The organism is Comamonas nitrativorans, assembly GCF_042654765.1.
GTDB classification, from domain to species: Bacteria; Pseudomonadota; Gammaproteobacteria; order Burkholderiales; family Burkholderiaceae_C; genus Comamonas; species Comamonas nitrativorans.
Map to the genome: position 1 here is coordinate 15,045 of NZ_JBHSEW010000001.1, position 15,723 is coordinate 30,767.

Consider the following 15,723-nt stretch of genomic DNA (forward strand, 5'->3'; position numbering starts at 1 on the left):
CAGCAGCCAAGGGCTTCCCAGCATGAGCGAACAGACCATTACCATCCACCGCCAGCGCCTGACTTCGGGCTCGAAAATCGTCACCCCCCAGGGCACCAAGGCCGTGCTGGACGGGATGAAGCCCAGCGCCCTGGCCGATATTCCCGACGCCGCGAAAAAGCCCGACTGGCTGCGCATCCGCGTGCCCAACGGCGCCAAGTACGAAGCGGTGATGGACATCGTGCGCTCGCACAAGCTGCACACGGTCTGTTCCGAATCCAAATGCCCCAACATCACCGAATGCTGGGGGCGCGGCACGGCCACGCTGATGCTGATGGGCTCGGTCTGCACCCGGGCGTGCAAGTTCTGCGCGGTCAATACCGGCAACCCCCACGGCTGGCTGGACCCGCAGGAACCGACCAACGTGGCCGATGCGGTGGCGCTGATGGGCCTGAAATACGTGGTGCTGACCTCGGTGGACCGCGACGACCTGCCCGACCTGGGCGCGGGCCACTACGCCGCCTGTATCCGCGCCATCCATGAACGGATGCCCAGCACGGCGGTGGAAGCGCTCACGCCCGACTTCCAGGGCCAGCACGCGCTGGTTGCCCAGGTGCTGGATGCAGGGCTGGACACCTACGCGCAGAACCTGGAAACCGTCAAGCGCCTGACCCACCCGGTGCGCGACGTCCGCGCCAGCTACGAGGTCACGCTGGACGTGCTCAAGTTCGCCAAGCGCCACGCGCCCCAGACCGTGACCAAGACCAGCCTGATGCTGGGCCTGGGCGAGACGGACGAGGAAATCACCCAGGCCCTGGCCGACATCCGCGCCGCCGATGTGGACGTGGTCACCCTGGGCCAGTACATGCGTCCGACGAAGAACCACCTGCCGGTGCAGCGCTTCGTCACCCCCGAGGAGTTCCTGCGCTACCGCGACATCGGCATGGGGATGGGCTTCCTGGAAGTCGTCTCCGGCCCGCTGGTGCGCTCCAGCTACCGCGCCGAGCGGGTGCTGGAACACAACAACGCAGGGCTTGATCTGAACGTGCTGCAGGGCCTGCGCGAATCGGCCACCACCGCCATGCGCTGCTGACCCTGACCGCCACGGCCAACCGGGCCCGGCTCTGATCTAGCCCAAAGGTTATGCAGCTTTGCCCGGATTGCCGCCACTGGCGGACAAGCGCTGTGCTGTAATGCACGCTCTACGGACGAAACAGGGGTGTCCCGCTGTTGAAACAAACAGCCGCGCGACTGAGAACATACCCTGGAGGCGACGCCTCCAAAGACCCGATCCAGATCATGCTGGCGTGGGGAGTTTCCATCAGCAGGCGCCATTGCGCCCGGTTTTGTCCTGGTTTTGCCCTTGACACTCTGGAGCCGCACCCTGCCATGTTCACCCTGACCACCCCCTCCCGCATCACCGTTTTAGGCGCCGGCCTGATGGGTCGCCTGCTGGCCCTGAGCCTGGCCCGCCAGGGCCACCAGGTCGAAGTTTTCGACGCCCACGGCCCCAGCGGCGACGGCGCTGCCGCCCCGGTGGCTGCCGCCATGCTGGCCCCCCTGGCCGAATCGGCAGTGACCGAACCCAACGTGGTACGCATGGGCCAGCACAGCCTGGAGCGCTGGCCCGCGCTGCTGCAGGATTTGCGCACCCCGGTGTATTTCCAGCGCAACGGCACCCTCATCGTCTGGCACCGCCAGGACGGGGCGGACGCCCAGCGCCTGTCGGGCCTGTTCGACAAGAACTACCACCTCAACACCAGCCTGCCGCGCCCCGAGCAGCTCGACGCCCAACGCCTGGGCGAGGTCGAACCCGCGCTGCAAGGCCGCTTTCAGGCGGGCATCCTGCTACCCGGCGAAGGCCAACTAGACAACCGCCAATTGCTGCCCGCCCTGATGGCCGAGCTGCAAGCGCTGGGCGTCGCCCTGCACTGGCACACCCCGAAGGAACTGGCCGACTTCACCCCCGGCCAGCCAGGCCAGCCCGACCTGGTACTGGACTGCCGGGGCCTGGGCGCCCAAACCGCCTGGCCGCAACTGCGCGGCGTGCGCGGCGAGGTGATTCGCGTCCATGCGCCGGAAGTGACGTTGCAACGCCCCACGCGCCTGATTCACCCGCGCTATTCGCTCTACATCGCGCCCAAGGAAAACCACGTCTTCGTCATCGGCGCGACCGAGATCGAATCGAGCGATGCCGGCCCGGCCAGCCTGCGCTCGACGATGGAGCTTTTAAGCGCTCTCTACACCGTCCACAGCGGCTTTGCCGAGGCACGCATTCTGGAACTCAACACCGGCCTGCGCCCCACCCTGCCGGACAACCTGCCCGCGCTGCGCTGGGTGGGCGAGCGCGTGCTGCAGGTCAATGGCCTGTACCGCCACGGCTTCATGATTGCCCCGACCATGCACGACATCGCTCTGCAGGTGCTGAAGGGCGGCCACAGCGCCCTGGCCGCGCAGATGCAAGTGCCGGTGCTGCACGGCTAAACTTTGCCGCCATGCAGATACTGATCAACCAACAACCCGTCGCGCTGCCAGCATCCGCCACCGTGGCCGATGCGCTGGCGCAGTGGAACGCCCGCCCGCCCTTTGCCGTGGCCGTGAATACCCAGTTCATTCCCAAAACCCAGTACGCCCAGCACGCGCTGCAAGCCGGGGACCGGCTGGAAGTGATCTCCCCGGTTACGGGTGGTTAAAACCATAGCTTCTACCGATTGAAAACAGTGGATTTCAGCATTGAAAATATCTGAAATCATTCAAATACAAGCGGAAGAAGCTCCTATTTTATTAGATACCATGACCGATACACCGCTCACCCTCTACGGCCACACCTTTGAAAGCCGCCTGCTGCTGGGCACCTCGCGCTACCCCTCGCCCGCCATTCTGGAAGCCGCCGTGCGCCGCGCCCGGCCTGCGATGGTCACCGCCTCGCTGCGCCGCCAGGGCAGCAACACCGCCCAGGTGCAGGACGCCGGGGCCAGCTTCTGGCAACTGCTGCGGCAACTGAACGTGCCCGTGCTGCCCAACACCGCCGGCTGCATGAGCCTGCAAGAAGCCGTCACCACCGCGCAGATGGCCCGCGAAGTCTTCGACACCCCCTGGATCAAGCTGGAGCTGATCGGCGACGACTACACCCTGCAGCCCGATACGCTGAATCTGGTGCAGGCGGCAGACATCCTCATCAAGGACGGCTTCAACGTCCTGCCCTACTGCACCGAAGACCTGGTGCTGTGCCAGCGCCTGGTGGATGTCGGCTGCCAGGCCGTCATGCCCTGGGCCGCACCCATCGGCACCGGCCGTGGCCCAGCCAACCCCTACGCCATGCAGGTGCTGCGCGAGCGGCTGGACGTGCCGCTGATCGTCGATGCCGGGCTGGGCCGCCCCAGCCACGCCTGCACCGTCATGGAATGGGGCTTTGACGGCGTGCTGCTCAACACCGCCGTCGCCCTGGCGCAAGACCCGGTACAGATGGCCGGCGCCTTTGCCGATGCCGTGCAAGCCGGCCGCGCCGCCCATCTGGCCGGGGCCATGGCCGAACAGACCGCCGCCCAGCCCAGCACGCCCACCCTGGGCACCCCCTTCTGGCACCACGCCTGAACCACGCAATGCACCACGACGCATGAACGCAGCCATCGACACCATGCAGGCCGCCATCCTGGCCGCCCACAGCGCCCGCTTTGCCGGGCAGGACGGCCTGCCCGCCCAGCCCACGCCTGCCGACGCCAACAACCCCGACCCGGTGTACCAGGCCGCCCTGGCCGCCTGCAGCCAGTTGGGCTTTATCGCCTGCGACGCCCAAACGCTGGCCCTGGCCTGGCAACGGCAAAGCCAGCGCCTGGGCGCGTTCGACGCCGCCCTGTGGCCCCACCACCCGGCAGACTTCGGCCTGGCCGCGCCCGACCCGGCCCGCGCCTTTGCCCCCTGCCCGCAGCAACTGGGCCTGTACGCGGTGCTGCCCGATGCCGACTGGGTGGGCCGCATGGCCCGCGCCGGCGTGCCCACGGTGCAACTGCGCTTCAAAAGCGACGACCCCGCCGCCATCCGCGCCCAGGTGCAGGCCGCCGTCGCCGCCGTGCAGGGCACCGGCGCCCGCCTGTTCATCAACGACCACTGGCAAGCCGCGCTGGACGCCGGCGCCTACGGCATCCACATCGGCCAGGAAGACCTGGACGCCCTGCCCGCAGACGCGCTGGAGCGCATCCGCACCAGTGGCACGCGCCTGGGCATCAGCACCCACGGCTATGCCGAAATGTGCAAGGCCCAGGCCGTGCAGCCCAGCTACATCGCCCTGGGCGCCGTCTTCCCCACCACGCTGAAAAAAATGGCCACCGCCCCGCAAGGGCTGGCCCGGCTGGCCGCCTACGCCCGGCTGCTGCGCGGCACGCCGCTGGTGGCCATCGGCGGCATCGGTGCCGAGCAATTTGCCGCCGTGCAGGCCACCGGCGTCGGCAGCATTGCCGTGGTGCGGGCCCTGGTCAATGCACCGAATCCGGAAGCGGCGGCGCAGGCCCTGCTGGCGGCGCTGGGCTGACCGCCCCAGCCAGCACATTCGGCGCAAAGTGCCACCCCGTATCATCCTGGCTGTGGTCACAACCGTTTTCATAACCTCCCGGCAGGGCAGAAAGGCAATCCAATGACTTCCACACTTCATTACGAGAACGCCAATTTCCTTCGTGAACTGGCCGAAAACCTGCCGCACATCCTGCCCGGCAAGGGTGCCGCGAAGGCAGAACTGCTGCAACGGCTAGCCGACGAGGAGCTAGCCCAGGCCGAATACGACGACCAGGTACGCCGCAAAGTAATCGCAGCCCGTGCCGACAAACGCCCTGGCATGAGTACCAGCCTGCTGCGCGATGCCCTTGCAACCCGCGCTCAGGATTTGCGTAATGCCCTATAGGGTGAACTGGAGCGCCTCGGCCATCGAGGACGTGCTGGCGCTTTTTGAATACCTAGCTGAAAAAGCATCGCTGTGGGACGCCGAGTACGTCACCGGGCGCGTGCTGTCCTCGACCGACCGTCTGTCCGATTTTCCACGCCTGTACGAGGCAGATTCGCGCTATGGCGAGGGCGTGCGCCGAATCAGCACTATCGGACAAAACATTCTCTACGAAGTGAATGATCTGGAGCAGGTCATCAACGTCCTGGCCGTCGTTGGACAACGCCAAAAATCACATACGCATCCGTTGATGCAGGCCAGAGCCACGGCACGGGCGGGGAATGGGTTTAACGCCTTCCATTTAGCTACAAGCTAAAACCCACTCTCCCGAATCAGCACCGCCAAGGTGGTTTGCAATACCTCCCCCAGCCAGCTGCTGCGCTGGCCTTCGATATGGGCCGTGCCGCGCAGCTCGCGCAATTGGGGTGGGGGTGCTTGCAGTTGCAGGCGGACACGGTACACCGGGTAGGCGGGAATGGCCTCTTTCTCATGCGCCTGGGTGGCGATCTTGCCGCCGAAGCGGGCATCGAGCATGGGGTAGGCCAGCTGCTGGGTGCGGGCGCCATCCAGGGCAATCACGGTGGCAGCAATCGGCTGCGCCCAGTTTTGCGGCCAGAACCTCGCGGCAGCACCGACGCGGATGCGCTCGATTTCCTGCTGCGGCACATAGGCATCAACCACCCAGCTGGCCGGATCGACCAGCACCCCCAGGGGGACGCGGGGATTGACCCAGGCGCCCGCACGCAGGTGCGGATCCACGTCCAGCCACTGGCCGGAAAATTCGGCCTTGAGCTGCAGCCGCGCCGCCTCGGCGTCGATGGCCTGGGCTTCGGCCAACTGCTCCTGCAAGCGGCGCATAGTGGCCTGCTGCACGTCCAGCCCCTTTTCCATGTCCATCAACGCTGGCAATTGGCGCGACAGGGCCTGCACGCTGGCCTGGGTGCGGGCGCGGCGGGCGTGCAAATCGGGCATGTCCAGCAACGCCAGGGGCTGGCCCGCCTGCACGCTGCTCCCGGGCAGCACCTGCAGTACCTGCGCCGGCTGCGGGCTGAACACCACCTGCTGGCGCTGGGCGCGGGCAACACCGTAGGCACTCACTTCGCTCGACCAGGGGAAGGCCAGCACCACCAGCAGCAACAGCACTGCGCCCCACAGGCCCAGGCGGTTGCCCAGGGGCACCTCGGCCCAACGTTTTTTCCAGACCATGATTTCAACCCACACAGGTTTGGCGACGAACCACCACAGTTCCACCAGCAGAAGAAAAATGCCCAGCGCCTTGAAGAAGAAGTAATACACCGCCAAGGCAATGCCCAGAAACACCGTCAGCCGGTACAGCCAGGTCAGGTAGGCGAACAGGCGCAGCTTCCAGCGCACTTCGGGGCGGAACGGCTCGGGATCAGGCTCATTCAGGCCCAGCAGCTTGCGGCGCATGAACGCCTTGGCCATGCCCCCCGCACGTTCGTGCAGGTTCGGAAAGTCCAGCACGTCCGAGAGGATGAAATACCCGTCGAAGCGCATGAAGGGGCTGACGTTCAACGCCAGCGACAGAATCCAGCCCGTGGTCGCCAGGTACAGCATGGACTGGCGCAACATGCCGTCGTCCAGCAAGGCCCAGGCCAGCGTGGCCAGCCCCGCCAGCGCCAGTTCGGTGCTGACACCGGCAATCGAGATCGCCAGCCGCTGGCGGTGGCTGCGCAGCCGCCAGGATTCACCCGTATCCGTATACAGCATGGGCCACAGCACCACAAAGGCCACCCCCATGTGCGCCACGCGCACCCCCAGGCGGGTCGCCACCAGGGCGTGGCCCATTTCATGCAGGGTCTTGGAGACGATCAAGGCCAGGGCGAACCCGGCCAGCCCGGAAGGCGAGAGCATGTCCATGAAGCTGTGGGTGAACGTCTCCCACTGGCGGGCCACCAGCACCAGACCCAGCCCCGTCGCACCCAGGAGCAGCCACAGCGCCGTCCAGCTGAACAGCGGCTGCACCCACGGCAACAGCGTCTGCAGCAAACGCTGGGGGCGCACCAGGGGGATGCGGATGAACAAATAGGTATGCAGCCACCACTGGGCGCTTTTCCAGGGGGTCTGCCCGCTTTTTTTCTGTAGCTGCTGCACCTTCTGGGGCGAGGCCCGCAGCAAATTGTGCTGGTCAAGAAACTGTGCGAATGCCTGCACTTCCTCGGCATCGACCTCCATTGTCGTATGCGTGGAAATATCTTCGGCGATGCGTTCCGGGGGCCAATCCCAGCGCAGCAGGCATTCGTACTCCAGCCAGCCGATCCGGTAGAAGCGGTTGGTCACCGGATCCTGAATCGCCCAGGCCGGAGAGCCATCGGCAAACGCGGCGCTGGAATGCAGGCGCAAGTCCTGGCGCAGCGGTGGCGGCGGGCCGGCCTGCGGCTCTGCAGGCGATGGCAGCGGGGCCGGTACGGGCAGGGTTATCTGTGGCATCGTGCCCCTTCGTTACCAGCCGCTCCAGGCCCGCAGGGTGGCCAGGGGGCGGCGCAGCAGGTAGTACGCCAGCGGTACCCAGCCGCCAGAGATCTTGGCCGTGCCGCGCAGGCCGATGCGGGCGTCGTCCCGGTTGGCCGGTGCATCCAGCGTGGCCCGCAGGCGGTAGCTGGCCACGTTGTCCGGCGACAGGCTGGCCTGGTAGCTGGTTTCAGCGATGTGGGCAAGCAGCGGTGACAGGGGGCGCACGGTCAGAAACAGTTTGACCGGGGCGTTCTCCTCCAGCACCAGGGCATCGGCCACCGGCAGATAAATCAGCACGCCCGCCGAAGCCGGATTGGCCATCTGCACAATGCGTTCCCCCGTAACCACCGGGCGGCCCAGCCAGTCATCGACTGCGCCGAACACGGCAATCCCGTCATGCGGCGCACGCACGTCAATGCGGGCCAGCTGGGCCTGTACGGCAGCCAGCTCGGCGCGTTTTTCCTGGGCGCGGCCTTGCAGCAGGGCCAGCTCGCCCTTGCTTTGGAAATTGTCGAACGCCTTCTGGCTGGCGGCCATCCACTCGGCATCGGCCACGGCGACCGACTGGGTCGCCACCTCCAGCCGGTTGCGCAAAGTGGTGTCATCCAGGGAAAACAGCAGATCCCCGGCCTGCACCGCCTGATTGGGCCGAACGTGGAAGGCCTTCACCACCCCGTCCAGGGGAGAGGCCACCGTCGTGGCATCCAGGGCCACGATCTCGGCCGGCGCCAGGGCCGACTGGCGCACCGGCATGACCAGCAGCAGCGCCAAGACCAGCCAGAGCACATGGCGCTTGCGCCCCAAGGCCTGCCAGCGCTGGCGCATGCCGACGCGGGGCTTGCCGCCCAGCATCTCCCAGCAATACCCCCACTGCACGGCCAGATGGGCCAGCGCCTGCTGCTGCAATACGGTCGGCGGCTTTTCCAGCAAAAACGCCACCCACGCCAGCACCACGCCATCGCGGCGGCGCAGCGGCACGGCATACAGGCCCTGCGGCCACCATTCGGCCCAGCCGTCCAGCACCTCGGCAGGCGGCGGCGCCATCTGCGGGCCGTCTGCCTCGGCAGGGGCGCTGCCGCCAGCGGTGGGCGCAGGCAACCAACCCCCAGCCTCGCCCACCTGCTGCTGCATCCAGGGCCAGCAGCGGCGCAGCCAGATCAGGTAGGGACTGTCCTCGGCAGGCAAGGCCAGCCCGGAAATGGTCTGCAACCGTGCCTGCTTGCCGCTGCCGGCGAACACCAGCGCCTGGCGAAAGCCCAGCAAAGGCAAGGTGTCGTTGGCAACCGAAAACGCCAGCTCTGCCGGAGTGTTCGCAGCGCGGGCACGCGCCTCCAACTGGGCGACCAGACTGGCCGCCGAAGGACTGGCATGGCTCATGGTCTGTGCGCCGCCTTATTGCTGAACGGCATCGGGGAAGCGTGCCACGCCGCTCATCCCGGCCAGCAGCTCGGCGTGCTGGCCTTCGATATGCGCCTCCAGCTCCACCGTCTGGGCGATGGCATCCACCCGGGCGTTAATGGCCGTCACCTTGGCCGGATAGGACTTGCGTGTCTCGTCGATCGCCACTTCAAAGGCCGTACCCACCTTCAAGGCATGCAGCCAGCGCGAGGGGACGTTCAGGCGCAGCTTCAAAGGCCCGTCGCTGACCATTTCCAGCAACGGCACCCCGACATTGACACCCTGGGCCGGCTTGACGTGCAGCTTCACCACATGGCCGACAAAGGGCGCCTTCACCACGCACTGGCCGGTCTCCACCTGGCTCAGGTTGATGGCCGCCTTGGCCTTGTCGGCCATGGTCTTGGCCAGCATCACCTCGGTATCCCCGGCCGCATCCAGCTTGCGCAGGCGCTCCTTGGCATCCAGCGTTTCCTTGGCATTGGCATACTCGGCCTGGGCGATCCGCAGGCGGGCATTGGCCTCGCTGCAATCGAAACTGAGCAAGGTCTTGCCCTTGCCCACCTTCTCGCCCAGGCCCACATGCACATTGGCCACCTGCCCTAGCATCTGCGCCGCCAGCACGGTTTCCAGCTCCGGACTGAGCAGCACCCGGATAGCATGGGGGTCAGCCACGGGCGCTGCCGGAACGGCGCTGGAAACACCCGCCACCGGCGGCTTGGGGGCTGTCTCGATTGATAAAGCGGGCTGACCGGCAGGCGCCGTCTGCTGCGCCTGGGCCAGACCACCGATACACAAGGCAGTACAGGCCGCCATCCAGGGGAAATACTTCATTTTCGTCATTGCAGCCGATTCACTCATCGACCGTTATTGCTGTTGTGCAGCGGCTTGAAACACGGTTTGCTGCCACTGGTTCATCGTGTCCTTCATCGCTACGGCCAAGGTACTCACATCGTGGCTCTCGACCGTTTCAGGCAGGATGTCCAGCCCGACCGAGTTGTACAGCCGTCCCCAGGCAGCCTGGGCGTTGGAGTATGCGGCATAGCGCTGGTACTCGCCCAGCAAAGCACGGGCTTCGGTGCGGATCACTTCCAGTTCGGAATCAAACTGGCTCTTGGCCGCAGCCTGGGCATAGTTCAGCAGACGCTGGTCCACACGCAGGCTTTCCTCGGCAAACTCCAGCTCCTGCAGCGACAGTCCGTAGCGCTGCACGCCCACGCGCACCTGCGTCAGCACGGCCATCGACAAGGCCAGGCGGCGCATGTCGTCGGTATCGTTCTGGGCCTGGTGGGCACGCTTCAGCGCCGGGTATTGCGTCAGCTTCAGCAAGTTCCAGGACACGCGCAGGCCAGTATCGAACCAGCTGCTGTTGTAGTTGTATTTGTTCGAGTCGTACTGCCAGCCCGCATCGAAGCTGATGTTGGGCCACAGCAGCACCTTGGCCGCCTTGATGTCGTTCTCCGTCACGCGCTTGCGGTACCACTCTTCCATGATCTCCGGGCGCTTTTCCAGGGCCAGGCGCTCCAGCGCCTCCACGTTCACAGGAATGCGGGGCAGGGACAGCTCGGCCTGCTCGGCCAGCGTGAAGTTCACGCCGGGGGCCACCGACATCAGGGCACGCAGCTCGGCACGGGCCAGCTCCAGGTCCTGGCGGCGCAGTGTCAGGGTGTTCACCGCATCCAGCAGGGCACGCTGGTAGCCCAGCACCTGGGCCTGGGGCATCAGGCCCTGCTTCTCGATTTCCTTGGCCCGCACCAGTGCCTTGTTCACCCGTTCCAGCAGCGTATCCACGCGGGTCAGCAGCTTTTGTGCGCCCAGGGCACGCCAGTAGCTGTTGCGCACGTCCTGCAGCACGTTCTGGATCACCTTGCGGCGACGCTCCTCGGCCATCAGCACCTGATCGGCCTTCTGCTGGGCGCGGAAGTACGACACGCCGAAGTCCAGCGCATTCCACGAGAAGGACAGGTTGGCCATCGAGTGATCGCGCTCCTGCGAGGTCGAGGGGCGCAGCGACTGCAGGCGATCCTCGATGCCGATGGACGTACCGCCGGAATCATTGTTGCGATGGGCATAGCCCGCGCCCGCCACCAGCCGGGGCAGCATTTCGTAAGTGGACACATCGTGCAGATTGCGGCTCAAGGCCGTCTCCATCAGCTTGAGCTTGTAGTCCAGGTTGTATTTCAGCGCACGGGCAGCTGCTTCATGAAAGTCGATCGGCGCAGCAATGGCCTCCTGATCCTTGTACATGGCCACCATGTCCGAGGTCACACGGTCATTGAGTTCCTCGGCGGTGAACGCTTTGGGCTGGACAGACCCACAAGCCGCCAGTACCAGAGGCATGCAGGCAACAGTCAGACGCAGAGCAAAAGGGGGCATACGGTATTTCATGGAAAGGTTCTCTCTTTTAGGAAAATTTTCAAAAAGTCAGGGGGCATATCCATCACTGTCCCCCGCACCGGCCCATCGGGCGGCACGGGGGCTGGGGTCGTTATCCATTGACGTGGCTGAGCAATTGGCGGGCCTGGGCCTCCAGCTGCTGGCGGAACGAACCGGCCACCGGCTCGCGCTGCTGCGCGGCGGCTTGGCGCTCCAGCTCCCGAGCGGTGTCGTCCAAGGCCCAACGCTGCAACAGCAGCAAGGTCTGGGCGTCGGCCTGCGGCTGTTCGGCGCCATCGTCCTGCTCCTCGGCGGCAGGCGCACCGGCCTCCTGCAACGAAGCCGGGATGCCAGCCTCGGCAGCCACATTCGACTGGCTCTGGGGCGCATCGGCAGGCAAGTTGCCTCGCAGCATCTGGGCCACGCGGCTCCAGAAAGAGCTGATGTCCTGCGACTCATGCACTGCACGGGAAACGTAGATCACGTTGCTCGGTTGCAGCACCAGGCCCGCGCCGATCGACGTCGCCTGCAACTCGCCCGCCTGGGCCAGCCCAAGGTCGTTGCCCAACAGTTCGGTTCGCTCCCGCTGCGCCTGGCTTTCGGACACGGTCGGCGCAACAAATACGATCGGGTGCAGGGGACCATCGATACGGGTTACGCGATTGACATCGTCCCAATAGAAGAACACCCCGGGCATACCGGCCACGTCACCCGTCACCAGGCCACCCTGACCACCGGACAGCGGCCCTTCGGGGCGCTGCGTATCCGGTGGCTGCGGCACGTTGGGTCTGCCCGTATCCGGTGCCGGCGTGGGCCGCACATTCACCGTCACGGTCACAGTGGTCTTGCCGCCACGGCCATCGTCCACCGTTACCTCGAAGGTATCGGTGCCGCTGGTGCCTGGCTTGGGCACGTAGATGAAGTCCCCCGTCTCCGGCACAAAAATCACCGTGCCCTGGCCCGGCGGCGTCGTCACCTCGTAGGTCAGTTTGTCGCCGTCCGGGTCGAAACCCTCCACCTTGCCGGGTACGTTCACGCCTTCGTCGGTCGTCAGATCCACCGGCGGAGCCTTGGGCGTGCCGTTCACATCTACCGTCACCGTGGTCGTGGTCTTGCCGCCCTTGCCATCGTCCAACGTCACCTCGAAGCTGTCCTTGCCGTGGAAGCCGGGCTCCGGCACATAGGTGAACTTGCCGTCAGGGGTGATGGTCACCGTACCGTGTCCAGGGCCATTGGGGCCAGGGCTGTAAGTCAGCGGATCGCCGTCCGGATCGGTGCCGGTCACCTTCCCCGTCACCGGCGTGTTGTCGTTGGTCTGCAACTCCACGGTGTCGGCCTCGGGCACGTCGTTCTCCGGTATCACGACCACGGTCACCGTGGTCGTAACCTTGCCGCCGTTGCCGTCGTCCACCGTCACTTCAAAGCTATCGGTACCGTTCCAGTCCTTGTCGGGCGTATAGGTGAACGTGCCATCCTGATTGACCGTGACCGTACCGTTCTTGGGATCGCTGCCCTTGGTATAGGTCAGCGTGTCGCCATCCACGTCCGTGCCCGTCACCCTGCCATCGATGGGCGTGTCCTCCGGCGTGGTCATCCGCACGGGCGGCGCTACCGGGGCGTCGTTCTCCGGCGTCACGGTGATATTGACGGTCGAGGTGGTCTTGCCGCCCTTGCCGTCATCCACCGTCACGGTAAAGCTGTCCTCGCCATGGAAGTTCGGCTCGGGCACATAGATGTAGCCGCCGTCCGGGTTCACCGTCACCGTGCCGTGCTTCGGCCCCTCGTCCACCGTATAGGTCAGCGGGTCTTGGTTGGAGTCAGTGCCCTCCACCCGGCCCACCAAAGGCTGGTCTTCCTTCACGGTCTCGTCGTAATCCGGCGCTTCCGGTGCCTTGTTGTCCGGCTTCACGTTCACATACACCGTGGTCGTGGTCTTGCCGCCCTTGCCATCGTCCACCTCCACGGTGAAGCTATCCGGGCCATCGTAGGGCGGCTCAGGCACATAAGTGAACGTGCCGTCCTTGTTCAGCTCCACCGTACCCTTGCTCGGGCCATCGATCACCTTGTAAGCCAGGTCGTCGCCATCCGGGTCATCGCCCACCACCTTGCCGGGAATGGGGTCACCCTGCTTGGTCTCGATATAGACCGGCGGAGCCGTCGGCGCATCGTTCTCCGGCGTTACCGTGATCGTCACGATGGACGTGGTGGTACCGCCCTGACCGTCGCTCACCGTCACGGTAAAGCTGTCCTCGCCATGGAAGTTCGGCTCGGGCACATAGATATAGTCGCCATCCGGGTTCACCGTCACCGTGCCGTGCTTGGGATCGCTGCCCTTGGTATAGGTCAGCGGGTCGCCATCCGGGTCGCTGCCCTGCACCTTGCCCACCAGCGGCGTGTCCTCGGGGATAGTGCGCTCGTAATCCGGCGCTTGCGGCGCATCGTTTTCCGGCGTCACGTTCACCGTCACGGTGCTTGTGGTCTTGCCACCGTTGCCGTCGTCCACGATCACCTCGAAGCTGTCCGTGCCGTTGAAGTCCTCGTCGGGCACATAGGTGTAGCTGCCGTCCTCGTTCACCGTCACCGTGCCGTGCTTGGGATCGCTGCCCTTGGTGTAGGTCAGGTCGTCGCCATCCACATCGCTGCCTTCCACCTTGCCGTGCAGCGGCGTGTCTTCCGGCGTGCTCTCAAAGTAGTTCGGCGCGGTCGGGTCATCGTTCAAAGGCGTCACCGTGACCGTCACCGTCGTGGTGGTTTCATTGCCCTTGCCGTCCTTGACGATGACCTCGAAGCTGTCCTCGCCCACATAGTCGGGGCCGGGCACATAGGTGTAGCTGCCGTCCTCGTTCACCGTCACGGTGCCGTGGGCCGGGCCGCTGCCCTTGCTATAGGTCAGGTCGTCGCCATCGGGGTCGGTGCCTGTCACCTTGCCGCTGACCGGGGTGTCTTCCGGCGTGGTCACATGGTCAGGCCCGGCTTCGGGGCGGCCATTCACGTCCACGGTAACGACCACCGTGGTCTTGCCGCCATTGCCGTCGTCCACTTCCACCTCGAAGCTGTCCTTGCCCGAAGTACCGGAGTCGGGCGTGTAAGTGAACTCGCCGGTCTTTTCGTCGATCACCACCGTGCCCTTGGCAGGTGGGGTCTTTTCGGTGTAGGACAGATCGTCCCCGTCAGGGTCCTTGCCGTCCACCTTGCCCGTCACAGGCGTGTTCTCCTTGGTGGACAAATCCACCGGGGGGGCCGTCGGGGCGTCGTTCACCGGGGTCACGACCACCGTGACGATGCTGGTCGTCCAGCCGCCCTTGCCATCGCTCACTTCCACGGTAAAGCTGTCCGTGCCGTTGAAGTCAGGATTGGGCGTGTAGGTATAGCTGCCGTCCGGCTGCACCGTCACCGTGCCGTGCCTGGGATCGCTGCCCTTGCTGTAGGTCAGGTCGTCGCCATCCACATCGGTGCCCGTCACCTTGCCGCTGACCGGGGTGTCCTCCGGCGTGGTTTCGTCGTAATCGGGCGCTTGCGGCGCATCGTTCACCGGCGTCACGGTCACCGTCACGGTGGTCGTGGTCTTGCCGCCCTTGCCGTCGTCCACCTCGACCTCGAAGCTATCCGGGCCGTGGTAATCCTTGTCCGGCGTATAGGTGTACGAACCGTCCTTGTCCACCACCACCGTGCCATGGGCCGGCGGGGTCTTCTCGGTATAGGTCAGATCATCGCCATCCGGGTCGGTGCCGGGCACCCGGCCACTGACCGGTGTGTCCTCCGGCGTCGTCACCGAAGTCGGCGGCGCCAACGGGTCGCGGTTGTCCACATCCGGCACCACATGGCCGGGCTGGCCCGGATCGGGGTTGGGTTTGAGCGGGCTGCTGGGATTTTCCCGGTCTTCCGGCACCCAGAGATCGCCCGTGCCATCGTCCCGGATCGTGCCCGTGCCGGTGGCCGTGGCCTTGCCGCCCACCACCTTCACCTCCAGCGTGAAGTCCTCGCTGATCTCGGTCTCGTCATCGTTGACGATGGGCGTGCGCACCAGCAGCTTGCCGTCGGCATCGGTGATCTCCACCGACGTGCCGGGAACATAGTCATGCCAGGTCTTGCCGCCATCCTGCGAATACTGCAGGTTGTCGCTGCCCTTGCTGCCAAAGTCCACACCGCCGCCCGTAGCCGTGCCATCGGCCAGCTCCAGCGTCACCTTCTGCCCCTTGGAACCCGTCACCGTGAACACGCCATGCGAGGAACCCTCGTTCACCGTAATGCTGTCCACGCCGATCGCACGATCGTCGTCCCGCTCAGGCACCTTGGGCCCATCCGGGTTGGCCGGGTCTACCGGCTGCCCGGGTGTGCCCGGAATCAACGGCTTGTTGGTGTTGTCAATCGGTTTGCTCGGGTCAAAGCCTGGGTTTTCGATCAGCAGGTCGCCTTTGCCTTCGTCGTCGATGGTGACGGTGCCTTCTTCGCTGCCGCCACCCGTGTTGGTGGCTTTGAGCTTGAACCCATGTTCGCCTTCGGGCAGGTCGTCATTGACCACCGGCACCCGCACCCACAGCTTGCCGCCCTCGGGAATCTCGACG

General features: G+C 65.5%; 12 protein-coding genes. 7 read left to right on the forward strand and 5 right to left on the reverse strand.

The features are described 5' to 3' along the window. The first annotated feature begins 22 nt into the window (after positions 1-22). The 7 genes from lipA to ACFO3A_RS00120 all read left to right on the forward strand — a co-directional run bounded on the left by lipA (position 23) and on the right by ACFO3A_RS00120 (position 5,228). Positions 23-1,072, forward strand: coding sequence for a lipoyl synthase (gene lipA, locus ACFO3A_RS00090; protein WP_377722902.1), 1,050 nt, complete (start codon positions 23-25; stop codon positions 1,070-1,072). A 296-nt stretch (positions 1,073-1,368) separates the two neighbouring features. Further along, positions 1,369-2,463, forward strand: a complete 1,095-nt coding sequence (locus ACFO3A_RS00095) for an FAD-dependent oxidoreductase (RefSeq protein WP_377722903.1) — start codon at positions 1,369-1,371, stop codon at positions 2,461-2,463. Positions 2,464-2,474: 11 nt separating this feature from the next. Next, the gene (thiS, locus tag ACFO3A_RS00100) at positions 2,475-2,672 is read left to right on the forward strand and encodes a sulfur carrier protein ThiS (RefSeq protein WP_377722904.1); all 198 of its coding nucleotides are present in this window, start codon (positions 2,475-2,477) and stop codon (positions 2,670-2,672) included. A gap of 100 nt (positions 2,673-2,772) precedes the next feature. After that, positions 2,773-3,573, forward strand: a complete 801-nt coding sequence (locus ACFO3A_RS00105; RefSeq protein ID WP_377722905.1) for a thiazole synthase — start codon at positions 2,773-2,775, stop codon at positions 3,571-3,573. A gap of 22 nt (positions 3,574-3,595) precedes the next feature. Continuing rightward, positions 3,596-4,507, forward strand: coding sequence for a thiamine phosphate synthase (locus tag ACFO3A_RS00110; RefSeq protein WP_377722906.1), 912 nt, complete (start codon positions 3,596-3,598; stop codon positions 4,505-4,507). A 102-nt stretch (positions 4,508-4,609) separates the two neighbouring features. After that, on the forward strand, positions 4,610-4,873 hold the full coding sequence (locus ACFO3A_RS00115) for a plasmid stabilization protein (RefSeq protein WP_377722907.1): 264 nt from the start codon (positions 4,610-4,612) through the stop codon (positions 4,871-4,873). Between the two features lies 1 nt (position 4,874). Further along, a complete protein-coding gene (locus ACFO3A_RS00120; protein WP_377722908.1) occupies positions 4,875-5,228 on the forward strand; it encodes a type II toxin-antitoxin system RelE/ParE family toxin in 354 nt (117 codons plus the stop codon). On the opposite strand, the gene ACFO3A_RS00125 is transcribed toward ACFO3A_RS00120, so the two are convergent. From ACFO3A_RS00125 to ACFO3A_RS00145, 5 genes are all read right to left on the reverse strand, one after another. Further along, positions 5,225-7,363 (reverse strand): site-2 protease family protein, encoded by a 2,139-nt coding sequence (locus ACFO3A_RS00125; protein ID WP_377722909.1) that lies wholly within the window; start codon positions 7,361-7,363, stop codon positions 5,225-5,227. The two genes, ACFO3A_RS00120 and ACFO3A_RS00125, sit on opposite strands and share 4 nt — an antisense overlap. A 12-nt stretch (positions 7,364-7,375) precedes the next feature. Then, the gene (locus tag ACFO3A_RS00130; RefSeq protein WP_377722910.1) at positions 7,376-8,764 is read right to left on the reverse strand and encodes an efflux RND transporter periplasmic adaptor subunit; all 1,389 of its coding nucleotides are present in this window, start codon (positions 8,762-8,764) and stop codon (positions 7,376-7,378) included. A 15-nt stretch (positions 8,765-8,779) separates the two neighbouring features. Beyond that, positions 8,780-9,616: an efflux RND transporter periplasmic adaptor subunit gene (locus tag ACFO3A_RS00135; RefSeq protein ID WP_377722912.1), complete on the reverse strand. Its 837-nt coding sequence runs from the start codon at positions 9,614-9,616 to the stop codon at positions 8,780-8,782. A gap of 33 nt (positions 9,617-9,649) precedes the next feature. Continuing rightward, a complete protein-coding gene (locus tag ACFO3A_RS00140) occupies positions 9,650-11,158 on the reverse strand; it encodes a TolC family protein (protein WP_377722914.1) in 1,509 nt (502 codons plus the stop codon). Between the two features lie 112 nt (positions 11,159-11,270). Continuing rightward, on the reverse strand, positions 11,271-15,723 hold a 4,453-nt coding region (locus ACFO3A_RS00145; RefSeq protein ID WP_377722915.1), incomplete at its 5' end, for an Ig-like domain-containing protein.

Excerpts from the sequence above, each read along its gene's own strand:
- ACFO3A_RS00110 (WP_377722906.1), top strand. The coding sequence starts at position 3,596 with ATGAACGCAGCCATCGACACCATGCAGGCCGCCATCCTGGCCGCCCAC.
- thiS (WP_377722904.1), top strand. The coding sequence starts at position 2,475 with ATGCAGATACTGATCAACCAACAACCCGTCGCGCTGCCAGCATCCGCC.
- ACFO3A_RS00125 (WP_377722909.1), bottom strand. The coding sequence starts at position 7,363 with ATGCCACAGATAACCCTGCCCGTACCGGCCCCGCTGCCATCGCCTGCA.
- ACFO3A_RS00105 (WP_377722905.1), top strand. The coding sequence starts at position 2,773 with ATGACCGATACACCGCTCACCCTCTACGGCCACACCTTTGAAAGCCGC.
- lipA (WP_377722902.1), top strand. The coding sequence starts at position 23 with ATGAGCGAACAGACCATTACCATCCACCGCCAGCGCCTGACTTCGGGC.
- ACFO3A_RS00135 (WP_377722912.1), bottom strand. The coding sequence starts at position 9,616 with ATGAAGTATTTCCCCTGGATGGCGGCCTGTACTGCCTTGTGTATCGGT.
- ACFO3A_RS00095 (WP_377722903.1), top strand. The coding sequence starts at position 1,369 with ATGTTCACCCTGACCACCCCCTCCCGCATCACCGTTTTAGGCGCCGGC.
- ACFO3A_RS00115 (WP_377722907.1), top strand. The coding sequence starts at position 4,610 with ATGACTTCCACACTTCATTACGAGAACGCCAATTTCCTTCGTGAACTG.
- ACFO3A_RS00140 (WP_377722914.1), bottom strand. The coding sequence starts at position 11,158 with ATGCCCCCTTTTGCTCTGCGTCTGACTGTTGCCTGCATGCCTCTGGTA.
- ACFO3A_RS00130 (WP_377722910.1), bottom strand. The coding sequence starts at position 8,764 with ATGAGCCATGCCAGTCCTTCGGCGGCCAGTCTGGTCGCCCAGTTGGAG.